Annotated in this window: 21 protein-coding genes and 1 other RNA gene; 17 read left to right on the forward strand and 5 right to left on the reverse strand. The window is 58.1% G+C overall.

The genetic code is table 11. The features are described 5' to 3' along the window. Nucleotides 1–173 precede the first annotated feature (173 nt). The gene (locus tag Q8O96_RS06205; RefSeq protein ID WP_305948555.1) at nucleotides 174–1,310 is read left to right on the forward strand and encodes an acyl-CoA dehydrogenase family protein; all 1,137 of its coding nucleotides are present in this window, start codon (nucleotides 174–176) and stop codon (nucleotides 1,308–1,310) included. Nucleotides 1,311–1,375: 65 nt separating this feature from the next. Here Q8O96_RS06205 and Q8O96_RS06210 read toward each other — a convergent pair whose 3' ends face one another. Then, nucleotides 1,376–2,416 carry an NADP(H)-dependent aldo-keto reductase gene (locus Q8O96_RS06210; RefSeq protein ID WP_102860307.1) on the reverse strand — a complete coding sequence of 347 codons (1,041 nt, stop codon included), beginning with the start codon at nucleotides 2,414–2,416 and terminating at the stop codon, nucleotides 1,376–1,378. A 247-nt stretch (nucleotides 2,417–2,663) separates the two neighbouring features. Between Q8O96_RS06210 and rplM the strand changes: the two genes are divergently transcribed. The 7 genes from rplM to Q8O96_RS06245 all read left to right on the forward strand — a co-directional run bounded on the left by rplM (nucleotide 2,664) and on the right by Q8O96_RS06245 (nucleotide 7,536). Continuing rightward, complete coding sequence (gene rplM / locus Q8O96_RS06215; RefSeq protein WP_007928449.1) at nucleotides 2,664–3,092, forward strand: 50S ribosomal protein L13; 429 nt, start codon at nucleotides 2,664–2,666, stop codon at nucleotides 3,090–3,092. A gap of 14 nt (nucleotides 3,093–3,106) precedes the next feature. After that, entirely contained in the window at nucleotides 3,107–3,499 is a 393-nt protein-coding gene (gene rpsI, locus Q8O96_RS06220) for a 30S ribosomal protein S9 (RefSeq protein ID WP_003228056.1), read from the forward strand. 253 nt (nucleotides 3,500–3,752) lie between these two features. Continuing rightward, nucleotides 3,753–4,346 (forward strand): ubiquinol-cytochrome c reductase iron-sulfur subunit, encoded by a 594-nt coding sequence (petA, locus tag Q8O96_RS06225; protein ID WP_102860308.1) that lies wholly within the window; start codon nucleotides 3,753–3,755, stop codon nucleotides 4,344–4,346. Further along, nucleotides 4,346–5,557 carry a cytochrome bc complex cytochrome b subunit gene (locus tag Q8O96_RS06230; protein ID WP_102860309.1) on the forward strand — a complete coding sequence of 404 codons (1,212 nt, stop codon included), beginning with the start codon at nucleotides 4,346–4,348 and terminating at the stop codon, nucleotides 5,555–5,557. Before petA ends, Q8O96_RS06230 begins: the two co-directional genes overlap by 1 nt. Continuing rightward, nucleotides 5,557–6,336 (forward strand): cytochrome c1, encoded by a 780-nt coding sequence (locus tag Q8O96_RS06235; RefSeq protein ID WP_115580890.1) that lies wholly within the window; start codon nucleotides 5,557–5,559, stop codon nucleotides 6,334–6,336. The genes Q8O96_RS06230 and Q8O96_RS06235 overlap by 1 nt, the downstream gene beginning before the upstream one ends. A gap of 152 nt (nucleotides 6,337–6,488) precedes the next feature. After that, entirely contained in the window at nucleotides 6,489–7,106 is a 618-nt protein-coding gene (locus Q8O96_RS06240; protein WP_102860311.1) for a glutathione S-transferase N-terminal domain-containing protein, read from the forward strand. Between the two features lie 16 nt (nucleotides 7,107–7,122). Beyond that, a complete protein-coding gene (locus tag Q8O96_RS06245; RefSeq protein ID WP_102860312.1) occupies nucleotides 7,123–7,536 on the forward strand; it encodes a ClpXP protease specificity-enhancing factor in 414 nt (137 codons plus the stop codon). Between the two features lie 53 nt (nucleotides 7,537–7,589). Here Q8O96_RS06245 and Q8O96_RS06250 read toward each other — a convergent pair whose 3' ends face one another. The 4 genes from Q8O96_RS06250 to Q8O96_RS06265 form a co-directional block, all read right to left on the reverse strand. Then, nucleotides 7,590–8,168: a BON domain-containing protein gene (locus Q8O96_RS06250; protein WP_102860313.1), complete on the reverse strand. Its 579-nt coding sequence runs from the start codon at nucleotides 8,166–8,168 to the stop codon at nucleotides 7,590–7,592. Continuing rightward, entirely contained in the window at nucleotides 8,165–8,758 is a 594-nt protein-coding gene (locus Q8O96_RS06255; RefSeq protein ID WP_305948556.1) for a phosphoheptose isomerase, read from the reverse strand. The genes Q8O96_RS06250 and Q8O96_RS06255 overlap by 4 nt, the downstream gene beginning before the upstream one ends. Before the next feature lie 104 nt (nucleotides 8,759–8,862). Continuing rightward, nucleotides 8,863–9,234, reverse strand: coding sequence for a YraN family protein (locus Q8O96_RS06260; RefSeq protein WP_115580888.1), 372 nt, complete (start codon nucleotides 9,232–9,234; stop codon nucleotides 8,863–8,865). Next, nucleotides 9,234–11,045 carry a penicillin-binding protein activator gene (locus Q8O96_RS06265; protein ID WP_115580887.1) on the reverse strand — a complete coding sequence of 604 codons (1,812 nt, stop codon included), beginning with the start codon at nucleotides 11,043–11,045 and terminating at the stop codon, nucleotides 9,234–9,236. Before Q8O96_RS06265 ends, Q8O96_RS06260 begins: the two co-directional genes overlap by 1 nt. Nucleotides 11,046–11,282: 237 nt before the next feature. Here Q8O96_RS06265 and rsmI point away from each other — a divergent pair, with 237 nt between their 5' ends. The 9 genes from rsmI (at nucleotide 11,283) to mraY (ending at nucleotide 20,202) form a co-directional block, all read left to right on the forward strand. Beyond that, nucleotides 11,283–12,137, forward strand: coding sequence for a 16S rRNA (cytidine(1402)-2'-O)-methyltransferase (rsmI, locus tag Q8O96_RS06270; RefSeq protein ID WP_180988441.1), 855 nt, complete (start codon nucleotides 11,283–11,285; stop codon nucleotides 12,135–12,137). 72 nt (nucleotides 12,138–12,209) lie between these two features. After that, an RNA gene (gene rnpB, locus Q8O96_RS06275) (RNase P RNA component class A) lies at nucleotides 12,210–12,563 on the forward strand. 308 nt (nucleotides 12,564–12,871) lie between these two features. Beyond that, on the forward strand, nucleotides 12,872–13,327 hold the full coding sequence (gene mraZ, locus Q8O96_RS06280; protein ID WP_019693566.1) for a division/cell wall cluster transcriptional repressor MraZ: 456 nt from the start codon (nucleotides 12,872–12,874) through the stop codon (nucleotides 13,325–13,327). After that, the gene (gene rsmH, locus Q8O96_RS06285) at nucleotides 13,324–14,271 is read left to right on the forward strand and encodes a 16S rRNA (cytosine(1402)-N(4))-methyltransferase RsmH (protein WP_162884089.1); all 948 of its coding nucleotides are present in this window, start codon (nucleotides 13,324–13,326) and stop codon (nucleotides 14,269–14,271) included. The genes mraZ and rsmH overlap by 4 nt, the downstream gene beginning before the upstream one ends. Continuing rightward, nucleotides 14,268–14,561, forward strand: a complete 294-nt coding sequence (gene ftsL, locus Q8O96_RS06290; protein WP_102860317.1) for a cell division protein FtsL — start codon at nucleotides 14,268–14,270, stop codon at nucleotides 14,559–14,561. Before rsmH ends, ftsL begins: the two co-directional genes overlap by 4 nt. Then, complete coding sequence (locus Q8O96_RS06295; protein ID WP_102860318.1) at nucleotides 14,558–16,297, forward strand: penicillin-binding protein 2; 1,740 nt, start codon at nucleotides 14,558–14,560, stop codon at nucleotides 16,295–16,297. Before ftsL ends, Q8O96_RS06295 begins: the two co-directional genes overlap by 4 nt. Then, nucleotides 16,297–17,760 (forward strand): UDP-N-acetylmuramoyl-L-alanyl-D-glutamate--2,6-diaminopimelate ligase, encoded by a 1,464-nt coding sequence (locus Q8O96_RS06300; protein WP_115580886.1) that lies wholly within the window; start codon nucleotides 16,297–16,299, stop codon nucleotides 17,758–17,760. Before Q8O96_RS06295 ends, Q8O96_RS06300 begins: the two co-directional genes overlap by 1 nt. Further along, nucleotides 17,753–19,120 (forward strand): UDP-N-acetylmuramoyl-tripeptide--D-alanyl-D-alanine ligase, encoded by a 1,368-nt coding sequence (gene murF, locus Q8O96_RS06305; protein ID WP_305948557.1) that lies wholly within the window; start codon nucleotides 17,753–17,755, stop codon nucleotides 19,118–19,120. The genes Q8O96_RS06300 and murF overlap by 8 nt, the downstream gene beginning before the upstream one ends. Then, complete coding sequence (mraY, locus tag Q8O96_RS06310; RefSeq protein WP_102860321.1) at nucleotides 19,120–20,202, forward strand: phospho-N-acetylmuramoyl-pentapeptide-transferase; 1,083 nt, start codon at nucleotides 19,120–19,122, stop codon at nucleotides 20,200–20,202. Before murF ends, mraY begins: the two co-directional genes overlap by 1 nt.

The following is a 20,202-nucleotide window of genomic DNA, read 5'->3' on the forward strand; positions in this document are numbered from 1 at the left end:
GCAAGGGCGTGGAGGTTTGGTTAGACATAATTCAATTGTTCTTATAGGGGAAAGTGGTCACCAGACGGCTGGATCGTCTTATTTTTTGTCGGATGTGTCCAGTGTCCCGTGCAGGTGCCTGGGCTTAGGCTCTGGCAGCCAACCCATGATCAATCAACATCACAGGTGCCTGCATGATCCCTAGAACCTTGTTCAGTTCCGAGCATGAACTCTTTCGTGACAGCGTGCGTACGTTCCTTGAAAAAGAGGCTGTGCCTTTCCATGGTGAGTGGGAAAAACAGGGCTTCATCGACCGTCAGTTGTGGAGCAAGGCCGGGGAGGCGGGGATGCTGTGTTCGCACATTCCCGAGGAGTACGGCGGTCTGGGGGCGGATTTTCTCTACAGTGCGGTGGTGATTGAGGAGATCGGCCGTCTGGGGCTGACCGGCATTGGTTTTTCTCTGCATTCAGACATTGTTGCGCCCTACATCCTGCACTACGGCAGTGAGGCGCTGAAGCGCAAATACCTGCCCCGTCTGGTGTCGGGGGATATGGTCACGGCCATTGCCATGACCGAGCCGGGTGCGGGCTCTGACTTGCAAGGGGTGAAGACCACGGCAGTGCTCGACGGCGACGAGTATGTGATCAATGGGTCCAAGACCTTTATTACCAACGGCTATCTGGCGGACCTGGTGATAGTCGTGGCCAAGACCGATCCCAAGGCTGGAGCTAAGGGCACCAGCCTGTTTCTGGTTGAGGCCGATACTCCCGGGTTCTACAAGGGCAAGCGCCTGGAAAAGGTTGGAATGAAGGCTCAGGACACCTCCGAGCTGTTCTTCCAGGATGTGCGAGTGCCCAAGGAAAATCTGCTGGGGCAAGCTGGGGCAGGCTTTGCCTACTTGATGCAGGAGTTGCCCCAGGAGCGCCTGACCGTGGCGATTGGTGGCCTGGCCAGTGCCGAGGCCGCGTTGCAGTGGACCCTGGAATACACCCGCGAACGCAAGGCCTTTGGCAAGGCAATTGCCGATTTCCAGAATAGCCGCTTCAAGCTGGCTGAAATGGCCACGGAAATTCAGATCGGCCGGGTCTTTGTCGATCGCTGCCTGGAGCTGCATTTGCAGGGCAAACTCGATGTGCCGACGGCGGCCATGGCCAAGTACTGGGGCACCGATCTGCAGTGCAAGGTACTCGATGAGTGCGTGCAACTGCACGGCGGCTACGGCTTCATGTGGGAGTACCCGGTGGCCCGGGCCTGGGCCGATGCGCGGGTGCAGCGCATTTATGCCGGGACCAACGAGATCATGAAGGAAATTATCGCCCGTTCACTGTAGGAACCGGCTTGCAGACAAATGGTGCGACGTGTCCATTCGTTGGCAAGCCAGCTCCTGTAGACCAGTTAAGGCGCAGGGTTGGGGTGATCCTTGTGGATTGCCTCGATCCCGGCGAGGACTTCTTCCGACAACTTCAAGGTGGCGCTGGCGATGTTGCTGTCCAGCTGTTCCAGTGTGGTGGCGCCGATGATGTTGCTGGTCACGAACGGCTGTTGAGTGACGAAGGCCAAGGCCATCTGTGCCGGGTCCAGACCATGCTCGCGGGCCAGCGCCACATAACGGCTGCAGGCCGCTTCCGACTGAGGGTTGAAGTAGCGGCTGAAGCGGCTGTAGAGGCTCAGTCGAGCCTTGGCTGGTCGGGCGCCTCCCTCGTACTTGCCGGACAGGTAGCCAAAGGCTAATGGAGAGTAAGCCAGCAGGCCGCATTGTTCGCGAATGGCGATTTCCGCCAGGCCCACCTCAAAGCTGCGGTTGAGCAGGTTGTAGGGGTTCTGGATCGAAACTGCGCGAGGCCAGCCACGACTTTCGGCCAGGGCGAGGAACTTCATGGTGCCCCAGGGCGTTTCGTTGGACAGGCCGATATGGCGGATCTTGCCGGCCTTGACCTGTTCGTCCAGCGCTTCGAGGGTTTCTTCCAGCGGTGTGAAGTCTTCGTCGGCCTGGTGCCTGTAACCCAGTTGACCGAAGAAGTTGGTGCTGCGCTCGGGCCAGTGCAATTGATAAAGGTCGATCCAGTCGGTCTGCAGGCGCTTGAGGCTGGCATCCACGGCTTCGACTATGTGTTTGCGGTTGTGCTTGAGTTGTTTGTCGCGGATGTAATCGATGGTGTTGCCTGGGCCGGCGATCTTGCTAGCCAGGATCCAGTCGGCGCGATCGCCGTGTTGCTTGAACCAGTTGCCTATGTAGCGTTCGGTGGTGGCATAGGTTTCGGCCTTGGGTGGCACCGGGTACATTTCGGCGGTGTCGATAAAGTTGATTCCGGCGTTCTTGGCTCGCTCGATTTGAGCGAAGGCTTCAGCCTCGGTGTTCTGCTCGCCCCAAGTCATGGTACCCAGGCAAATCGCACTCACATTCAGATCGGTTCGGCCCAGCTGGCGGTAGTCCATCGGGTACTCCCTTGGCAAAACAATCATAAAAGCAGGTTGAATTTTTTTTCGCAATCTGCATAATTCGGCAGCTCTTTCTGCAGTGGAAGTGATGCGCCGCCTGCCGAAGAATCTTGCCGTATATCAGACGCGCTGACCCGAGCCCCCGATAGCGTCTGTGTCCGGCTGCCTTTGACCTTGTCAAAGTACGCACTATTCAGTAAGATCCGCCGTCTATTTTGCTGGGCGGCCCCTGAGGCTATAAAGAATGAAAACTTTTACTGCTAAACCGGAAACAGTAAAGCGCGACTGGTTCGTCGTCGACGCTGCTGGTCAGACCCTGGGTCGTCTGGCCACCGAAATCGCGAGCCGTCTGCGTGGCAAGCACAAGCCTGAGTACACTCCTCACGTTGATACCGGCGACTACATCGTCGTAATCAATGCCGAGCAGGTACGTGTTACTGGCGCTAAAACCACTGACAAAATGTACTACTCCCACTCCGGTTTCCCGGGCGGCATCAAGTCGATCAACTTCGAAAAGCTGATCGCTAAAGCCCCTGAGCGCGTGATCGAGACCGCGGTAAAAGGCATGCTGCCTAAGAACCCGCTGGGTCGCGACATGTACCGTAAGCTGAAAGTCTATGCGGGCGCTGCTCACCCTCATACTGCTCAGCAGCCCCAAGAACTGAAGATTTAACGGAATAGTTCATTATGTCGGCGACTCAAAATTACGGCACTGGCCGTCGCAAGACTGCAACCGCACGCGTTTTCCTGCGTCCGGGCACTGGCAACATCTCGATCAACAACCGCTCCCTGGATAACTTCTTCGGTCGCGAAACTGCCCGCATGGTAGTTCGTCAGCCGCTGGAGCTGACCGAGACTGTTGAGAAGTTCGATATCTACGTTACCGTTATCGGCGGCGGTGTAAGTGGTCAAGCTGGCGCAATCCGCCACGGTATCACTCGCGCTCTGATGGATTACGACGAAACTCTGCGCAGCGCTCTGCGTAAAGCTGGCTTCGTAACCCGTGACGCACGTGAAGTTGAGCGTAAGAAAGTGGGTCTGCGTAAAGCGCGTAAGCGTCCGCAATACTCCAAGCGTTAATTCGCTACTGCGTTCAAAAGCGCCCAGTCTCCTCGCGGAGCTGGGCGTTTTTTATTGTCTGAAATTTGCGCTGTGACAACTTGCCACATCCGCGCAGGCCCTATACTACAAGGCTTCGGGCTGGGTCGGCTTGGTAATTACCTTGTCAGAATAGGGGCTTTTCATTACCATTCGGCAAAATTTTTATAAGTTCAGATTTTTACTTAGTAGATGCCTGATTTAACAGGCCACAAAGCTGATGGGAGAGGACTGAATGAGCAATGACGGCGTGAATGCAGGCCGGCGTCGCTTCCTAGTAGCAGCCACATCCGTGGTGGGTGCTGCTGGAGCGGTGGGGGCTGCGGTCCCGTTCGTGGGGTCATGGTTTCCCAGTGCCAAGGCGAAAGCCGCAGGTGCACCGGTGAAAGTGAATATCAGCAAGATCGAACCAGGTCAGCAGATGATTGCTGAGTGGCGTGGTCAACCGGTATTCATCGTCCGCCGTACAGAGGAAATCCTGGGGAATCTTAAAAAGATCGAGGGCCAGCTATCTGACCCTGACTCCAAGAACTCGGTACAACCAACCTACGTCGATCCGGAAGTGCGTTCGATCAAGCCAGAGATTTTGCTGCTGATCGGGATCTGTACTCACCTGGGTTGTTCTCCGACCTTCCGTCCTGAAGTGGCGCCCGCTGATTTGGGCAAGGACTGGGTAGGTGGCTATTTCTGCCCTTGCCACGGCTCCCACTACGACCTGGCTGGTCGCGTCTATAAAGCGCAGCCTGCGCCCCTGAACCTGCCAGTACCCCCGCATTCCTATGAGTCGGATGACATTATCGTCATTGGCGTCGACACGGAGAAAGCGTGATGAGCAAGTTCATGGATTGGGTTGATGCGCGCTTCCCCGCGACCAAGATGTGGGAAGACCATCTCAGCAAGTATTACGCTCCGAAGAACTTCAACTTCTTCTATTTCTTTGGCTCCCTGGCACTGCTGGTTCTGGTTAACCAGATCGTTACTGGTGTCTGGTTGACCATGAGCTACACCCCTTCGGCGGAAGAAGCCTTTGCTTCCGTTGAATACATCATGCGCGACGTCGAGTACGGCGCGATCCTGCGTTTGCTTCACTCCACCGGCGCTTCGGCGTTCTTCATTGTGGTCTATCTGCACATGTTCCGTGGCTTGCTCTACGGTTCCTACCAGAAGCCTCGTGAGCTGGTGTGGCTGTTCGGCATGCTGATCTACCTGGCGCTGATGGCCGAGGCCTTCATGGGCTACCTGCTGCCTTGGGGGCAGATGTCCTACTGGGGTGCCCAGGTGATCATCTCGCTGTTCGGTGCGATCCCCGTTATTGGTGACGACCTGACTCAGTGGATCCGTGGTGATTACCTGATTTCCGGGATTACCCTGAACCGCTTCTTCGCTCTGCACGTGGTAGCCCTGCCGATCGTGATTCTCGGTCTGGTGGTGCTGCACATTCTGGCGTTGCACGAGGTGGGTTCGAATAACCCGGATGGCGTAGACATCAAGAAGAACAAGGATGAGAACGGTATCCCGCTGGATGGCATTCCTTTCCACCCTTACTACACCGTGAAGGATATCGTCGGTGTAGTTGTGTTCCTGTTCATCTTCTGCTCGATCGTGTTTTTCTTCCCTGAGATGGGTGGTTACTTCCTCGAGAAGCCGAACTTCGAACCGGCCAACCCATTCAAGACACCTGAGCATATTGCTCCTGTTTGGTACTTCACTCCGTTCTACGCGATTCTGCGTGCGGTGCCGGACAAGCTCTTGGGTGTTATCGCCATGGGCGCTGCAATTGCGGTCCTGTTCGTGCTGCCTTGGCTCGACCGTAGTCCGGTCAAGTCCATGCGCTATAAAGGCTGGCTGAGCAAGATCTGGCTGCTGGTGTTCTGCGTCTCGTTCGTGATCCTGGGTGTGTTGGGTGTGTTGGCGCCGACTCCAGGCCGTACGCTGTTGTCGCAGGTGTGTACCTTCCTGTACTTCGCCTACTTCATTCTGATGCCGTTCTATACCAGGCTCGAGAAGACCAAACCGGTTCCGGAAAGGGTGACTGGCTGATGAAAAAGCTATTTGCTGTACTGATTCTTGCTGCTATGCCTGTGTTGTCTTTCGCGAATACCGCGGGTCCTGAGTTGGAGAAGGTTGATATCGACCTGTCCGACAAGGCTGCCCTGCAAGATGGTGCGCGTACTTTCGCCAACTACTGCATGGGTTGCCACAGCGCCAAGTTCCAGCGTTATGAGCGGGTCGCCGATGACCTGGGCATTCCTCACGACTTGATGTTGAGCAAGCTGGTTTTCACCGGTGCCAAGATCGGTGATCACATGAACATCGGCATGCAGCCGGCTGATGCCAAGACCTGGTTCGGCGCTGCGCCGCCAGACTTGACCCTGGTGGCTCGCGTTCGTGGTACCGATTGGCTTTATGGCTACCTCAAGTCCTTCTATGAAGATCCTGCTCGCCCTTGGGGCGTGAACAACAAGGTCTTCCCGAACGTTGGTATGCCTAACGTCCTGGTCGGTCTGCAAGGGCGTCAAGTTGTCGGTTGCAAGCAGGTGCAAATCGTTGAAGGCGGTAAGAAACAATACGATCCGCTGACTGGTACGCCCCTGACTCACGAGGCGTGCGACCAGCTGACAGTCAAAGAGGGTACCGGTACTCTCAATGAGGCTCAGTTCGACGAGAAGGTCAAGAATCTGGTGACCTTCCTGGCTTACTCGGCCAACCCTGTCAAACTGCAGCACCAGCGCATCGGTACTTACGTGCTCTTGTATCTGGCCTTCTTCTTCGTGTTCGCCTATCTGCTCAAGCGCGAATACTGGAAGGATGTGCATTAATAGCGTTTTAAGCATCAGTTGTTGAACATGCGCGCCTAGGGGCGTCTCTGAAACTGTAACAACCCTGTATCATTCGGGGGTTACCAGAGGCGCCCTGAGGGCGCGCTTGTTTTTTCTGCTTCCGATAATTTCAACAAGCGAGGAGGATCGCCATGGGCGTGACCAATCGGTTGGCCTGTTACTCCGACCCCGCCGACCACTATTCCCACCGGGTGCGCATTGTGCTTGCGGAGAAGGGTGTCAGCGCCGAGATCATCAGTGTGGAGGCGGGGCGTCAGCCGCCGAAACTGATCGAAGTGAACCCTTACGGGAGCTTGCCGACGCTGGTCGATCGGGACCTGGCGTTGTGGGAATCGACAGTGGTGATGGAATACCTGGATGAGCGTTACCCTCATCCTCCATTGCTGCCGGTTTACCCTGTTGCGCGTGCCAACAGTCGCTTGCTCATCCATCGGATCCAGCGTGATTGGTGCGGGCAGGTGGATCTGATTCTGGATTCGCGGACCAAGGAGGCGGTCCGGGTGCAGGCGCGTAAGGAGTTACGCGAAAGTCTGACAGGGGTTTCCCCGCTGTTCGCCGATAAGCCATTTTTCCTCAGTGAGGAACAAAGCCTGGTGGACTGCTGCCTACTGCCCATACTCTGGAGGTTGCCAATCCTGGGTATCGAACTGCCGCGGCAGGCCAAGCCGCTGCTTGATTATATGGACCGCCAATTTGCGCGTGAGGCTTTCCAGGCAAGTTTGTCTGGTGTCGAACGTGATATGCGCTGAGGCTTAAGGAGCCGCTATGAACTCCAGTCGACCTTATCTGGTCCGCGCGCTCTATGAGTGGATTGTGGACAACGATTGCACCCCGCACATGCTGGTCAACTCCGATTACCCGGCTGTACAGGTGCCTCAGGGTTTCGCCAGTGATGGGCAAATTGTTCTGAATATTTCTCCCAGTGCCGTGCGCCATCTGCATATGGATAACGATGCAGTAACTTTCGAGGGGCGCTTCGGCGGTGTGCCTCACAGCCTGCACGTACCGGTTGCTGCGATCCTTGGGATCTATGCGCGCGAGAATGGGCAGGGCATGGTTTTTGATCTGGAATCGCCTCTGGATGAGGAGGACGATATTGAGCCGGATGATGACCTGCCTCCACCGGGCAGTGAGCCGCCGCGACCTAGCGGCCGGCCGAGCCTGAAAGTGGTCAAGTAATAAAAAAGGCGATCCGGATGGATCGCCTTTTTTGTATCTGCTGCAGTGCTTTTTCAGTCGATGTATTCGAACAGCTTAACGATTTTCTGTACGCCGGAGACGCCCTGTACCAAATTGGTGGCTTGGGCGGCTTCCTGTTGGGTCAGCAAGCCCAGCAAGTAGACAATGCCGTTCTCGGTCACCACCTTGATCCGTGAAGCGGGAATGCTGGCGTCGGTGAGCATCTGTGTCTTGATCTTGGTGGTCAGCCAGCCATCGTTCTGCCGTGCCAGGAATCCTGATGGTGGCAGCACCTGCAGTTCGTTATGCACCTTCTTGACTCGCTGTACCTCGCTGGCGGCCTGTTCGGCTGTCGCCTTGAGGTCGGGGCGCGGTGTCTGGCCGGCCAACAGGACGATACCGTTGAAGCTGGTGACGACAATGTGCGAGTTGTTTTCCAGGTCCGGGTTGGCCTTGGCAACGTTGACGGCGACTTTGGTCTCTATCAGCGAATCGTCGATCTTGCTGCCGAAGGTGCGGGTGCCGCGATCGTCATCGATTGGTTTGTCGCGGGTGGCGGTAATCACCGAGCTGCAACCAGTGATGCCGAGGCACAAGGTCAAGGCCAGAAGGCCAAGGCGATTAAGGGTCATTCTTCACTCCCGAACAATTGGCTGTCGATCAAGTCGCAAAGGCAATGGATCGCCAGCAGGTGGACTTCTTGAATACGTGCAGTGACGGTGGCTGGTACGCGAATTTCCACGTCTTCAGGCAGTAGCAGTGAGGCCATGCCGCCGCCGTCGCGACCAGTCAATGCTACGACAATCATTTCACGATCATGTGCGGCCTGGATGGCTTGAATAATGTTCGCCGAGTTGCCGCTGGTGGAAATTGCCAGCAACACATCGCCAGGTTGGCCTAGAGCGCGAATCTGCTTGGAGAAGACTTCGTTGTAGCTGTAGTCGTTGGCAATCGACGTGATGGTCGAGCTGTCGGTGGTCAGGGCGATGGCGGGCAAGCTGGGGCGTTCACGCTCGAAGCGGTTGAGCAACTCGGAGGAGAAGTGCTGGGCGTCGCCGGCGGAGCCACCGTTGCCACAGGAGAGCATTTTGCCCTCATTGAGCAAGGCGTTGACCATGATCTGGCTGGCTTGCTCGATGTGCGGTGCAAGTACGTCCATCGCCTGTTGCTTGGTGTCGATGCTGGCCTGAAAAAGCTGGCGAATTCGGGATTGCATGTCCATCTGTGTGACCTTAAGTGGCGCGGCTTAGTGGCACGTGAATGTGCAGCCCGCAAAGCAAAGAGCAAAAAAGTTGAGTGAAAATGGGTGCGGCCTGAAGGCGTCTTTCAGCTATCAAAGGCATTGCGTAGCCAGTTCAAACGGGCTTCTGCACCCGGGGCGCCTTCAATGGCGACCACGTCGAAACGGCAGGGGTGGTTGGACCAGCATGATTCGCGTTGCAGGAAAATCTGCGCGGCAAGAATCAGTTTTTGACGCTTGCGTCCATCGATACTGCCCAGAGCTCCACCCCATTGCGTGTGTTGTCTGTAGCGGACTTCGACGAATACTACTGTATCGCCGTCAAGCATGACCAGATCAAGCTCGCCGCGTTTGCACAGCCAGTTCTGCGCCAATAGGCGCAGCCCGTGCTGTTGGAGATGCCGGAGTGCTTGGCTCTCGGCATCTCTTCCGCTTTGCTGGCGTGCTCCTTGAGTCATTAGCGCGGTGTGTCGGGCAGGCGGGTAACCTGGCCGTTGACGAACTTGGCCCAGGGCAGTTGACGCTCAATGCGCTGACCGGCGGCCATGCCCAGGCTTCCGGATTCGCCTTCGATACGGCTGTCGGGCAGAGCCTTGAGCTGACCCAGGCGTGGCGCCAGGCGATAGGCGTCGACACCCATTGCGTACAGGCGACCGAGGCTGCCTCCAGCTTGTGGCCATTGTGCAGTGACCTGGCGACGCAGAAGGCCGTTGGCATCCAGCAGCCAAGGCGTTTCGCAGAACATTACACCGTTCATGTCGTTGTATTGATTCTGATCGCCGCTGGCGCTGAACACGTTGGAAGTTGCGTACACCGGAACATCGCCAGCGTACTGGAAGTTCAGGGTCGGCTTGATCTGCTGTGCTTGCTGTGGAGTGGAGGCGAGAAAAATGAACTCGATATCCTGGCGGCGCGACGGTTGTGCGGCGACTTGAGTACCTACAGTGCTCTGCAGGCTCTTGGCGCGGCTCTCGCTTTGGCGCAGTCGGAAAAGGTCGGCAATTTGCTGAGCTAAGGCGACAGGCTGGTCAACGCGTTCGATGCCGATCACGCTGCCACCGTTGGCTTCCCAATCCTGGCGGAACGCCTTGAGCACGCGATCGCCCCACTCGCCCTTGGGGACCAGTACCGCGGCGCGATGCAGGCCATCGGCGCGGGCACGACGAGAGACTTCACGGGCTTCGTCCTCGGCAGCCAGGCCAAACTGGAACAGTTGCGCCGGGCCTTGTTCGCCTTCGCTGTAGTTCAGTGCGAGGGTGGTAATCGGCAGTTGCGAGCGTGTGGCCAGTTGCTTGACCAATGGTTTTTCTAGGGGGCCGACTACCAGTTGCACGCCTGCGGCCTGGGCTTTGCGGTAGAAGTCGTCCAGGGAGCTCAAGCGCGAGCTGTCGTAAAACTCAATGCTGGGCGGCTTTTGTCCTGCTTGCTGAGCCTGGTAGTGAGCGGCCATGAAGCCTTCACGCAGGGCCTTGGAAACCGAAGCCAAGGGACCATCTTGTGGCAGAAGCAGGGCGATTTTCGAAACGGGTTGGCTAGCCAGCTCTTTGAGCTGGGTCAGCGGTTGTGGCAGTTGAATGGCCGCAGGATGCTTTGGGTTCTGCGCGCGCCAGTTATCAATGGCCGACTGTTGCTGCTCCAGAGTGCCGGCGGTCTTGACTGCCAGGGCCAGGCTCAACCATCCGGCCAGGTCATCGTTGCCTGCAGGTTGCAGTTGGTCGGTGGGCAGGGCAGCAATCAGTGCCCAGATGGCCTCATGGTTTTTTGCCGCGGCATCATCTTTCAGCAGGGGGGCGATAAGAATTCGCTGCTTGGCGGCAGAGAGCGTTTGGCCGTCTGCTTCCAGGGCGCGAGCATAAACGGTGCCGGTGCGGATCTGCTGAGTTGCAGGTAGTTCGCTGAGATGCTGCAGGCTCTGATGGCTCAGCGCAGTCAGCGCGGCTTTCGGCTGATTGCGGATCATGGCCAGCTCTGCGGCCAGGGTGCTGGCGAAGATCTGCTGGGCAGGTTTGAGTTGATCCAGCGACACTTGCTGAAGGATTTGTCCGGCGCGTCCTGCGTTGCCCTGGCGATATGCCAGGTCTGCAGCGCTCAAGCGCAGCAGGGCTGCCTTGTCCGGGCTTTTGCTGGTGGCGGCCTGTTCGAGCAATTGCTCGATGCTGGCATCCGGTGTCCGTGGAAGTTCGCCAAGGCTGGAAGAGGGCGAGCTGGCGCAAGCCACCAAAAGGGTAGCCAGGCAGAGGGCAAGAAACAGCCGCAGGCAAGCGATCATGTAAGTGTTCCTGATACTCGATCAAATGAGCGTGGAATTGTACCCAAGCGCTGGCCGGGGCGCGATGTTGCTGGTGATAAACCGTCTATTTAGCTGGTGCAAATGTTGCCGTGGTGCCTAAAAGGCCCCAAAGGGCTGGGTTGTTGAGTGATCGTCAGGCGTATTGATAGGGCTTCAACGCGTTACAATGGTGCTTTTGTCGATCTAGAGGTGTGCCCTTTGACTGCTCCAGGTGCTTTGAATACCGCTGCTGGTTCGCTTTATGTGGTGGCGACGCCCATCGGCAACCTGGACGACATCAGTGCCCGGGCCCTTAAGTTGTTGCGCGAAGTGTCTTTGATCGCTGCCGAGGATACCCGGCACTCTCAGCGCCTCATGCAGCACTTTGGCATTTCCACGCCCTTGGCGGCTTGCCATGAGCATAACGAGCGTGATGAAGGCTCTCGTTTCATTACTCGTTTATTGGCGGGTGATGATGTCGCCTTGATTTCCGATGCCGGCACGCCGCTGATTTCCGACCCGGGTTATCACTTGGTACGGCAGGCTCGAGCTGCAGGCATCAATGTGGTTCCTGTGCCGGGGGCTTGTGCATTGATCGCGGCACTGTCGGCGGCAGGTTTGCCGTCGGATCGGTTTATCTTCGAGGGGTTTCTGCCGGCCAAGGCCGTTGGGCGGCGTGGGCGCCTGGAGTTGGTCAAGGAAGAGCCCCGCACGTTGATTTTTTATGAGGCGCCGCATCGCATTCTTGAGTGTCTGCAAGACATGGAAGCGGTATTCGGTGGTGAGCGGCCGGCACTGTTGGCTCGAGAACTGACCAAGACCTTTGAGACCCTCAAGGGGCTGCCTCTTTCCGAATTGCGCCAGTTCGTAGAGGCTGACAGCAACCAGCAGCGTGGTGAGTGCGTGGTGCTGGTGGCGGGATGGACTGCACCGGAAAGTGATGAAGCGATCAGTAGTGAGTCGATGCGCATTCTTGATCTGTTGCTTAAGGAGATGCCTCTCAAAAGGGCGGCGGCGCTGGCAGCCGAGATCACGGGTGAGCGCAAGAATGTCCTGTATCAGGTAGCACTGAATAAGCAGAAAGAACAATAAATTGCGTGGCAGGGTGGCCAAAGGCTTTTAGCGCTTGTTCTTGGGGCGCTCTGCCGTTAACCTGCGCGGCGGAGAGTCGATTGGACAGTCGCTGCCCTCTATGAAAATTAGAGGGGGGAGGAAAGTCCGGGCTCCATAGGGCGGAGTGCCAGGTAATGCCTGGGGGGCGTGAGCCTACGGAAAGTGCCACAGAAAATAACCGCCTAAGCACTTCGGTGCCGGTAAGGGTGAAAAGGTGCGGTAAGAGCGCACCGCACGTCTGGTAACAGTTCGTGGCTAGGTAAACCCCACTCGGAGCAAGACCAAATAGGGTTCCAAGGCGTGGCCCGCGCTGGAACCGGGTAGGTTGCTAAAGATGTCCAGTGATGGCCATCGTAGAGGAATGACTGTCCTCGACAGAACCCGGCTTACAGATCGACTCTCCACCTTTTCCCTCCCTGCTTGAATCAATAGCAGAAGCGTTTCTGTAATACCGAAAAAATCTTACTCTTAATAAATTACTTTAACTTCATGCTGCAGCTTATTGAGCTGTTTGAAGTTGATGCCCTGGAATGCCCTCCGAATTCTCGTTATCTCTCCTCTTAGTCTCCTAAATCTCCGTTCTATAAGGCTTTTCCGTCGCTGCGCGCCTTGACGGTGGTGTGGGCGCATTCCTATAGTGTGCGCAAGTGGCAGAAAGTGGCATGAAGTGGGTTTTTTGAGCGCAAAACGCTAAAATTTGGAGAAACGCTGACGTGTTTCGCGGAGCTAACGCTATCAGTCTCGATGCGAAGGGCCGTCTCGCCATGCCGAGCCGGTATCGTGACGAGCTCGTTTCGCGAAGTTCCGGGCAATTAATCGTCACTATCGACGCTGTTGATCCTTGTTTGTGTGTTTACCCCCTCGATGAGTGGGAGCTGATAGAAACCAAACTGCGCGCATTGCCTTCGCTTCGCGAAGAAAACCGTCGTTTGCAGCGTTTGCTGATTGGTAATGCCGTCGATCTTGAACTCGATGGCAGTGGTCGTTTTCTGGTGCCGCCGCGCCTGCGTGAATATGCCAAGTTGGATAAGCGCGCGATGCTGGTGGGCCAACTGAACAAGTTCCAATTGTGGGACGAGGATGCCTGGGATGCTGTTTCGGCGGCTGACCTGGCGGCTATTCAACAACCGGGCGCGATGCCTGATGAACTGCGTGATTTGATCCTGTGACTATTGATAGCGGCTTTAACCACATCACCGTGCTGCTTGACGAAGCCGTCGAGGCTCTCGCCGTGCGCCCTGATGGCTGCTATCTGGATGGCACCTTCGGCCGTGGCGGGCATAGCCGCTTGATTCTCAGCAAGCTCGGAACGGAGGGCCGGCTCCTCGGATTTGATAAGGACCCCCAAGCGATTGCCACCGGGCAAGCGCTAGCGGCCGAAGACGGCCGCTTTGTCGTTGTACAGCGCAGTTTTGCCGAGTTGGGTTCGGAGGTCGCGGAGCGCGGCCTGGCAGGCAAGGTCAGTGGTGTTCTGCTGGATCTTGGCGTGTCTTCGCCACAGCTGGACGATCCTGAGCGCGGCTTCAGCTTTCTCAATGATGGCCCTCTGGACATGCGCATGGACCCGACTCGTGGCATCAGCGCTGCGCAGTTCATCGCCACCGCGCCCGTCGAGGAAATTGCCCGTGTGTTCAAGGAGTACGGCGAAGAGCGCTTCTCCGGGCGCATGGCGCGGGCCGTGGTCGAGCGTCGTGAAATCCAGCCCTTCGAACGCACCGCCGATCTGGCCGAAGTGTTGAAAGTCGCCAATCCTGCCTGGGAGAAGGGCAAGAATCCTGCTACCCGGGCTTTCCAGGGATTGCGCATCCATGTGAATAACGAACTGGGCGATCTCGAGGCCGGCCTTGAAGCGGCGCTGGAGTCGCTGGAAGTGGGTGGTCGCCTGGTGGTGATCAGCTTCCACTCCCTGGAAGATCGCATCGTCAAATTGTTCATGCGACGCCTGGTGAAGGGCGAGTCCGATAATCTGCCGCGCAACCTGCCGGTACGTTTCGAAGCCTTTGTGCCGAAAATCAAGATTCATGGCAAAGCGCAGTTCGCCTCCGAGGCCGAGCTCAAAGCCAATCCCCGTTCCCGTAGTGCGGTCATGCGTGTTGCGGAGAAGCTTCGGTGAGCAAGCTCTTCGCCAAGCCTCTTCCAGGCGGAAGCTTTTTCATGCTTCTGCTATTCGTTGGCGTTTTGGTCTCCGCGATTGCGGTTACCTACAGCGCCCACTGGAATCGTCAGTTACTCAATACGCTGTATGGCGAGTTGAGCGTACGCGACAAGGCCCAGGCCGAATGGGGACGGTTGATTCTCGAGCAAAGCACCTGGACCGCTCATAGCCGGATCGAAGTGCTGGCCACCGAACAGCTGAAGATGCATATCCCTGGCGCGGCTGAAGTCCGCATGGTGGCGCCATGAAACTTGAAGGCGCTCTCTACCCCTGGCGTTTCCGTGTGGTGCTGGGTCTGCTGGCGATCATGGTGTCGGCGATTGGCTGGCGCATTATCGATCTGCAGGTGGTCGACCGTGACTTCCTTAAGGGGCAGGGCGATGCGCGCAGTGTCCGGCACATCCCTATTCCAGCTCATCGTGGCCTGATCACCGACCGCAATGGCGAGCCTCTGGCCGTGAGTACGCCAGTGACCACGCTTTGGGCCAATGCCAAGGAAATGCAGTTGGCCAAGGACCGCTGGCCAGCATTGGCCATGGCTCTTGGTCAGGACCCCAAGGCGTTGGCCGAGCGTCTTGAAGCTCAGGCCAATAAAGAATTCATCTATCTGGTCCGGGGCCTGACTCCGGAGCAGGGCCAGGCGGTGCTCGATCTGAAGGTGCCGGGCGTCTATGGCATTGAGGAGTTCCGGCGCTTCTATCCGGCCGGCGAAGTGACCGCGCACATGGTTGGTTTTACCGACATTGACGACCGTGGCCGCGAAGGGGTCGAGCTGGCCTATGACGAATGGCTCGCCGGTGTTCCCGGCAAGCGCCAGGTGATCAAGGACCGGCGCGGCAGATTGATCAAGGATGTCCAGGTCACCAAGAACGCCAAGGCCGGCAAGCCCTTGGCGTTGTCGATTGATCTGCGCCTGCAGTACCTGGCCAACCGTGAGCTGCGCAATGCCATTGTCGAAAACGGCGCCAAGGCCGGCAGCCTGGTGATCATGGACGTGAAGACCGGCGAGATCCTGGCCATGGTCAACCAGCCGACCTACAACCCGAACAACCGCCGCAACTTGCAGCCGGCGATGATGCGTAACCGCGCGATGATCGACGTGTTCGAGCCTGGCTCGACCATGAAGGCGATCTCCATGAGTGCCGCTCTGGAAACCGGGCGCTGGAAGCCCAGCGATACTGTCGAGGTCTATCCGGGCACCCTGCAATTGGGTAAATACACCATTCGTGACGTGTCGAAGACCGAAGGGCCGGTGCTCGATCTGACCGGCATCCTGATCAACTCCAGTAACGTCGGCATGAGCAAGATCGCCTTCGATATCGGTGGTGAAGCCATTTTTCGTCTGGCGCAGAAGATTGGCCTGGGTCAGGACACCGGCCTGGGCTTCCCTGGCGAGCGAGTCGGCAACCTGCCGAACTACCGTGAGTGGCGCAAGGCTGAAACCGCGACCCTGTCTTATGGCTACGGCCTCTCGGTGACCGCGATCCAGCTGGTCCACGCGTTTTCCGCGTTGGCCAACAATGGTCGGATCGCTCCACTGACGCTGATCAAATCCGACAAGACCCCGCAAACCGCCCAGGTGATTCCGGAAAACGTCGCCAAGACCATGCAGGGCATGCTGCAGCAGGTGATCGAGGCGCCCCGTGGCGTGTTCCGTGCCCAGGTTCCGGCCTATCACGTGGCTGGCAAGAGCGGTACCGCGCGCAAGACTTCGGTCGGCACCAAAGGCTATGCCGAGAATTCCTATCGTTCGCTGTTTGCCGGTTTCGGTCCGATGAGCGATCCGCGTTATGCCATCGTGGTGGTGATCGACGAGCCGAGCAAGGCCGGTTACTTCGGTGGTCTGGTATCGGCTCCGGTGTTCAGCAAAGTGATGTCCGGCACCCTGCGCCTGATGAACATCACTCCGGATAATCTGCCGGCCACGCAACAGGCCAATGCGGTGCCCGGTACCCCAGTACGAGCTAATGGAGGGCGCGGCTAATGTCTCTTAGCCTGAACAAGATTTTCGCCCACGCTGGTCGCGATCTGCTGATCCGCGAGTTGACGCTGGACAGCCGCAATGTACGTGCCGGTGATTTGTTCCTGGCGGTACCCGGCGCCAAGTTTGACGGTCGTGCGCATATTGCCGACGCCTTGCAGCGCGGTGCTGCTGCAGTGGCCTATGAGGTGGAAGGCGCAACCGTATTGCCGCTGACTGATGTGCCGCTGATTCCAGTCAAGGGCCTGGCGGCGCAGCTGTCGGATATTGCCGGACGCTTTTATGGTGATCCAAGCCGCCAACTGAATCTGCTGGGCGTGACCGGTACCAACGGCAAGACCAGTGTTACCCAGTTGGTCGCCCAAGCGCTGGATCTGTTGGGCCAGCGTTGTGGTTTGGTGGGCACGCTGGGCACTGGTTTCTATGGCGCGCTGGAAAGTGGCCTGCACACCACGCCTAACCCTATCGCTGTGCAGGCGAGCCTGGCTGACCTGAAAAACGCCGGCGCCAAGGCGGTGGCCATGGAGGTCTCGTCCCATGGCCTGGATCAGGGGCGCGTGGCGGCCCTGGCATTCGATGTTGCGGTGCTGACCAATCTGTCCCGTGACCATCTGGATTACCACGGAACCATGCAAGCCTATGGCGCAGCCAAGGCGAAGCTCTTCAACTGGACTGACCTGCGTTGCCGGGTGATCAATCTCGATGATGAGTTCGGCCGGCAGCTGGCAGCGGACAAGCACGAGTCACGGCTGATTACCTACAGTCTCGAGGATGCCTCTGCTTATCTGTATTGCCGTGAGGCGACCTTCGACGACGACGGCGTTCGCGCAACCCTGGTGACTCCGCAGGGCGAGCACCATCTGCGCAGCGCTCTGCTCGGGCGCTTCAACCTGAGCAATGTGCTGGCTGCGGTCGGTGCTTTGCTGGGCCTGGAGTATGCACTGGACGAAATTCTCGCCGTGCTGCCCAAGCTCGAAGGTCCTGCCGGACGCATGCAACGCCTGGGTGGTGGTACTCAGCCCCTGGTGGTCGTGGATTACGCCCACACTCCGGATGCCCTGGAAAAAGTATTGCTGGCCCTGCGCCCTCACGCCAAGGGGCGTCTGCTCTGTCTGTTCGGCTGCGGCGGTGACCGCGATCGTGGCAAGCGTCCGCTGATGGCCGAGGTGGTCGAGCGCCTGGCAGATGGTGTGCTGGTCACCGATGACAACCCACGCAGCGAAGACCCTGCGCAGATCTTCGACGACATCCGTGCTGGTTTCAGCGCGGTAGACAAGGTCGATTTTGTTGCCGGTCGTGGCCTCGCCATTGCTCGATTGATCGCCGCCGCATCGGCAGACGATGTGGTGGTTCTGGCGGGTAAGGGCCATGAGGATTATCAGGAGATCAATGGCCAGCGCCATGACTTCTCCGACCTTGCTGAAGCCGACAAGGCCTTGACCGCATGGGAGGTGGCACATGCTTAAAGCCTTGCTGCTCAGTGAAGTATTGGCCCCATTGGATGCCCGCTTGATCGCGGGCGACGTGCGTTTCAGTGGTGTCAGTATCGATAGTCGGGCGATTCAGGCAGGCCAGTTGTTCGTTGCCTTGACGGGCCCCCGTTTTGACGGCCATGACTACTTGAACGAAGTGGCAGGCAAAGGTGCCGTAGCCGCGTTGGTTGAACGTGAAGTTCCCGACAGCACCCTGCCTCAGTTGCTGGTCAAGGATACCCGTCTGGCCCTCGGCCAATTGGGCGCTCTGAATCGTGGCGCCTTTACCCAGCCGGTGGCTGCGGTGACGGGTTCCAGCGGCAAGACCACGGTCAAGGAGATGCTGGCCAGCATCCTGCGTACCCGTGGTCCAGTGCTGGCAACCCGGGGCAACCTGAACAATGATCTGGGCGCGCCGCTGACACTGCTGGAGCTGGCCCCCGAACATACCGCTGCGGTGATCGAGCTGGGTGCGTCACGCATCGGCGAAATCGCCTACACCGTAGCCATGACTCGCCCCCATGTGGCGATCATCAATAATGCAGGTACCGCTCACGTTGGTGAGTTCGGCGGCCCGGAGAAAATCGTCGAAGCCAAGGGCGAGATTCTCGAGGGGCTCGATAGCGCCGGGATCGCGGTGCTCAATCTGGACGACAAGGCCTTCCCAATCTGGAAGACCCGAGCCGCCGGTCGCCAGGTGCTGAGCTTTGCCCTGGACAACAGCGCAGCAGATTTCCATGCCTCGGATATCGGTCGTGATGCCCGTGGTTGCCCGTCCTTCACATTGCACAGCCCAAAGGGCGTGGATAGGGTGCAACTGAACCTGCTTGGCACCCATAACGTGGCCAACGCCCTGGCTGCTGCCGCCGCAGCCCATGCCATGGGCGTCTCGCTGTTCGGCATCGTCACTGGCCTGAACGCTGTGCAGCCGGTCAAGGGCCGCACCGTTGCCCAACTGGCCAAGAACGGCCTGCGGGTGATCGATGACACTTACAACGCAAACCCCACCTCAATGTGTGCCGCCGTTGATATACTCGCCGGCTTTTCCGGCCGCACCGTCCTGGTGCTCGGAGACATTGGCGAGTTGGGCGAGTGGGCGGAGCAGGGGCACCGCGAAGTAGGTGCATATGCCGCTGGCAAGGTTTCGGCCCTCTACGCCGTAGGCCCGATGATGGCTCATGCCGTTGCCGCCTTCGGCGAACACGCGCGCCACTTCGTCAGCCAGGCTGATCTGATTGCCGCCCTGGACGTCGAGCAAGACCCAAATACCACCATTTTGATCAAGGGATCGCGCAGCGCGGTGATGGAAAACATCGTCGCGGCTTTGTGCGGCTCGAGCACGGAGAAACATTGATGCTGCTGCTGCTAGCGGAGTACCTGCAACAGTTCTACAAAGGCTTCGCGGTCTTTCAGTACCTGACCCTGCGCGGGATTCTCGGGGTACTGACTGCGTTGTCTTTGGCGCTGTGCCTGGGTCCGTGGATGATCCGTACTCTGCAAAACCGGCAGATCGGCCAGGCCGTGCGTAATGACGGTCCGCAGTCCCACCTTTCCAAGTCCGGTACACCGACCATGGGGGGCGCGCTGATTCTTTCCGCCATCGGTATCAGCACCCTGCTCTGGGCCGACCTGCGCAACCACTATGTGTGGGTAGTGCTGGTGGTCACCCTGGCGTTTGGCGCCATCGGTTGGGTCGATGACTACCGCAAGGTGATCGAGAAGAACTCCCGTGGTCTGCCGAGTCGCTGGAAGTATTTCTGGCAGTCGGTGTTCGGCCTGGGCGCTGCGATCTTCCTTTATATGACCGCACAGAGTCCGGTGGAAACCACCCTGCTGATTCCGATGCTCAAGGACGTGAGTATTCCTCTGGGCATCGGTTTCGTGGTCCTGACCTACTTCGTCATCGTCGGTTCGAGTAACGCGGTCAACCTGACCGACGGCCTCGATGGCCTGGCGATCATGCCGACCGTGATGGTTGGCGGCGCGTTGGGGATCTTCTGCTACCTGTCGGGTAACGTGAAGTTCGCCGAATACCTGCTGATTCCTTACGTACCGGGAGCGGGCGAGCTGATCGTCTTCTGCGGTGCGCTGATCGGTGCCGGCCTGGGTTTCTTGTGGTTCAACACCTATCCGGCACAAGTCTTCATGGGCGACGTCGGCGCACTGGCGCTGGGCGCGGCCCTGGGCACCATTGCGGTGATCGTCCGTCAGGAAATCGTCCTGTTCATCATGGGCGGCGTGTTCGTGATGGAGACCCTGTCGGTGGTGATCCAGGTCGCTTCCTTCAAATTGACCGGTCGCCGTGTGTTCCGCATGGCACCGATCCACCACCACTTTGAACTCAAGGGCTGGCCCGAGCCTCGCGTGATTGTCCGCTTCTGGATCATCACCGTGATCCTCGTGTTGATCGGCCTTGCCACCCTGAAGCTGAGGTAG

The organism is Pseudomonas sp. LPH60 (genome assembly GCF_030718165.1).
Lineage (GTDB): Bacteria > Pseudomonadota > Gammaproteobacteria > Pseudomonadales > Pseudomonadaceae > Aquipseudomonas > Aquipseudomonas danubii.

Coding starts and splice junctions, on each gene's coding strand:
- Q8O96_RS06205 (WP_305948555.1), top strand. CDS start 174: ATGATCCCTAGAACCTTGTTCAGTTCCGAGCATGAACTCTTTCGTGAC.
- Q8O96_RS06210 (WP_102860307.1), bottom strand. CDS start 2,416: ATGGACTACCGCCAGCTGGGCCGAACCGATCTGAATGTGAGTGCGATT.
- rplM (WP_007928449.1), top strand. CDS start 2,664: ATGAAAACTTTTACTGCTAAACCGGAAACAGTAAAGCGCGACTGGTTC.
- rpsI (WP_003228056.1), top strand. CDS start 3,107: ATGTCGGCGACTCAAAATTACGGCACTGGCCGTCGCAAGACTGCAACC.
- petA (WP_102860308.1), top strand. CDS start 3,753: ATGAGCAATGACGGCGTGAATGCAGGCCGGCGTCGCTTCCTAGTAGCA.
- Q8O96_RS06230 (WP_102860309.1), top strand. CDS start 4,346: ATGAGCAAGTTCATGGATTGGGTTGATGCGCGCTTCCCCGCGACCAAG.
- Q8O96_RS06235 (WP_115580890.1), top strand. CDS start 5,557: ATGAAAAAGCTATTTGCTGTACTGATTCTTGCTGCTATGCCTGTGTTG.
- Q8O96_RS06240 (WP_102860311.1), top strand. CDS start 6,489: ATGGGCGTGACCAATCGGTTGGCCTGTTACTCCGACCCCGCCGACCAC.
- Q8O96_RS06245 (WP_102860312.1), top strand. CDS start 7,123: ATGAACTCCAGTCGACCTTATCTGGTCCGCGCGCTCTATGAGTGGATT.
- Q8O96_RS06250 (WP_102860313.1), bottom strand. CDS start 8,168: ATGACCCTTAATCGCCTTGGCCTTCTGGCCTTGACCTTGTGCCTCGGC.
- Q8O96_RS06255 (WP_305948556.1), bottom strand. CDS start 8,758: ATGGACATGCAATCCCGAATTCGCCAGCTTTTTCAGGCCAGCATCGAC.
- Q8O96_RS06260 (WP_115580888.1), bottom strand. CDS start 9,234: ATGACTCAAGGAGCACGCCAGCAAAGCGGAAGAGATGCCGAGAGCCAA.
- Q8O96_RS06265 (WP_115580887.1), bottom strand. CDS start 11,045: ATGATCGCTTGCCTGCGGCTGTTTCTTGCCCTCTGCCTGGCTACCCTT.
- Q8O96_RS06295 (WP_102860318.1), top strand. CDS start 14,558: ATGAAACTTGAAGGCGCTCTCTACCCCTGGCGTTTCCGTGTGGTGCTG.
- Q8O96_RS06300 (WP_115580886.1), top strand. CDS start 16,297: ATGTCTCTTAGCCTGAACAAGATTTTCGCCCACGCTGGTCGCGATCTG.
- murF (WP_305948557.1), top strand. CDS start 17,753: ATGCTTAAAGCCTTGCTGCTCAGTGAAGTATTGGCCCCATTGGATGCC.
- mraY (WP_102860321.1), top strand. CDS start 19,120: ATGCTGCTGCTGCTAGCGGAGTACCTGCAACAGTTCTACAAAGGCTTC.